Origin of the sequence: Streptomyces sp. 4N124 (assembly GCF_052245395.1) — a bacterium.
Taxonomy (GTDB): domain Bacteria; phylum Actinomycetota; class Actinomycetes; order Streptomycetales; family Streptomycetaceae; genus Streptomyces.
The window spans coordinates 1-1,789 of record NZ_JBQQBS010000138.1 but is presented as its reverse complement, the minus strand read 5'-3'; the positions used below and the strand labels follow the sequence as shown (position 1 = coordinate 1,789).

The window sequence follows — 1,789 nt, the reverse complement described above, 5'->3', positions numbered from 1 at the left end:
ATGGACACTGTTGGCGAATGGCCCTGAGTGCGTGACGTCGGTCTGTGCCACCGAGTTGGTGGTGCAGACCGACGTTGCGTGTGAGGGGGCCGAGGGTGTCGTTGCGTCCGGGGGTGTTGGGGGAGGTACCGGAGGAGACGGCGCGGGTGGCCCGCGCTGCCTTCCCCAAGGGGTGTTTGGCGCTTCGGGTGCGGGATGTGCTGGGGCCGGTGTTCAGCGATGCGGAGTTCGCCGCGCTGTTCTCGCACCGGGGACGGCCGGCGGCCTCGCCCGGTCGGCTGGCGATGGTCCTGGTGCTGCAGTTCGCCGAGGGGCTGTCGGACAGGCAGGCCGCCCACGCGGTGCGCTCGCGCATCGACTGGAAGTACGCCCTGAGCCTGGAACTGACCGATTCCGGCTTCGACTTCTCGGTGCTCAGCGAGTTCCGGGACCGGCTGATCACCGGGGGCGTGGAGGCGAGGATGCTGGATGCTGTGCTGGAGAGCGCCTCGGGTGCCGGTCTGCTCTCGGCGGGCGGCCGGCAGCGCAGCGACGCGACGCACGTCCTGGCGGCAGTGCGGGAGGTGAACCGGCTGGAGTCGGTCGTCGAGACACTGCGGGCCGCGCTGAACGCGCTGGCGGTGGCGGCCCCGCAGTGGCTGGCCGCCCTGGCCCGACCGGAATGGTTCGACCGGTACTCCGCCCGCCCGGAGGACTCGAAGTTCCCCAGCCGCTGGGCCGCACGATCCGCCCACGCCGATCAGGTCGGCGAGGACGGCATGACCGTCCTGCGGGCGGTGTGGTCCGACCAAGCCCCCGGCTGGCTGCGGGAGCTGCCGGCCGTGGAGTTCCTGCGCCGGTTCTGGGTGCAGGAATACCAGGTCAACGACGGGGTGGTGGGCTGGCGCAAGCCCAAGGACTGCCCTCCGGGCAGGCTGCGGCTGCGCTCGCCCTACGACCCCGAGGCCCGCAACGGCGTCAAACGCGACCTGGCCTGGTGCGGATACAAGGTCCACCTGACCGAGACCTGCGAGCGCGACGCACCGCACTTGATCACTCAGGTGGTGACCGGCACCGCCGCCAGCTCGGACGTCGAGTTCACCGAACAGATCCACGACGGACTTGCCCGCCGCAACCTGCTCCCCGATGTCCACCTGGTCGATGCCGGTTACGTGGACGCGGCGCACGTGGCCCGCGCCCGCCGCAAGTACGGCATCGAATTGCTGGGGCCAGTCAGCACCAACACCGGCTGGCAGGCCAAGGCGAACAACGGCTACTCCATCGACCACTTCACCATCGACTGGAACAACGAGCAGGTGACCTGCCCCAACGGCAAGACCAGCAGACAGTGGCAGCACGATGGGCGCCGCCTGGAAGGCCCCGTGATCAGGGCTCGCTTCTCGCCCACGGACTGCCGTCCCTGTCCCGCCCGCTCCCAGTGCTACCGCGGCAATGACCGGATGGGACGTGAGATCACCCTGCGGCACCGCGACGAACACGAAGCGCTCCAACAGGCCCGGCTCGACCAGCAGACCGAGCCCTGGCAGCAGCGCTACAGGCACCGCGCCGGCATCGAGGGCACCATCGCCCAGGGCGTCCGGGCCTTCGGCCTGCGCAGATCCCGCTACCACGGCAGCGCCAAGACCCATCTGCAACACCTCCTGACCGCGGCCGCGATGAACGTCGTCCGCGTCAACGCATGGCTCACCGGAACACCCTTCGCCCCCACCCGGACATCCCACTTCGCAGCCCTCCGCCCCACCGGATAGAACCGGTGGGGCGGAGCCGAGGGGCATTCGCCAACGGTGTC

General features: G+C 70.0%; 1 protein-coding gene. It reads left to right on the top strand.

What is annotated here, in order from left to right:
• Positions 1–95: 95 nt before the first annotated feature.
• Positions 96–1,748: an IS1182 family transposase gene (locus ACTWQO_RS48425; protein ID WP_443243802.1), complete on the top strand. Its 1,653-nt coding sequence runs from the start codon at positions 96–98 to the stop codon at positions 1,746–1,748.
• Positions 1,749–1,789 lie beyond the last annotated feature (41 nt).